Below are 410 nucleotides of genomic sequence, written 5' to 3'. Positions count from 1 at the left end.
GGTGGTGGCTGTTCTGGTGGTGCGGCTGGGGTTTGTGCTGGTGGTTGTCCTGCTGCTTTTTCGGTGGTGAGTCTTGCTATGGCTTGTTGGTATTCGGGTGTGGCGGTGATCGGTAGTCCCCAGGGTGGGATGTAGCCGATGCCGGTGTTGAGTCTGAAGACGTAGCCTCGTCCGGTGGGTCTTTCTGGGTCATCGTCGTTAATACCGTTGTGGTAGGCGCACAGGAAGGTCAGATTCTTGATGTTGGTGTAGCCGCCGGCTTGCCAGGGGATGATGTGGTGGACGTGGCAGTAGTCGGCTGGTTTGTTGCAGCCGGGTCTGGAGCAGGTTTGGGTTTCAGCTGCTAGGGTGAGGCGTTGTTTCCAGCTGGCACTGCGTTCTGTGCGGTAGGAGTTAATGGGCCCTTCCAC

Annotated in this window: 1 protein-coding gene; it reads right to left on the bottom strand. The window is 58.0% G+C overall.

Annotated elements, in window-relative coordinates:
- The coding region (locus GRC12_RS45130) for an HNH endonuclease signature motif containing protein (RefSeq protein ID WP_208786165.1) at positions 1-410 on the bottom strand (410 nt) is incomplete at both ends.

The sequence above is a fragment of the Streptomyces griseorubiginosus genome (assembly GCF_017614965.1).
GTDB lineage: Bacteria > Actinomycetota > Actinomycetes > Streptomycetales > Streptomycetaceae > Streptomyces > Streptomyces griseorubiginosus_B.
This window is presented reverse-complemented; position numbering and strand designations above follow the sequence as displayed.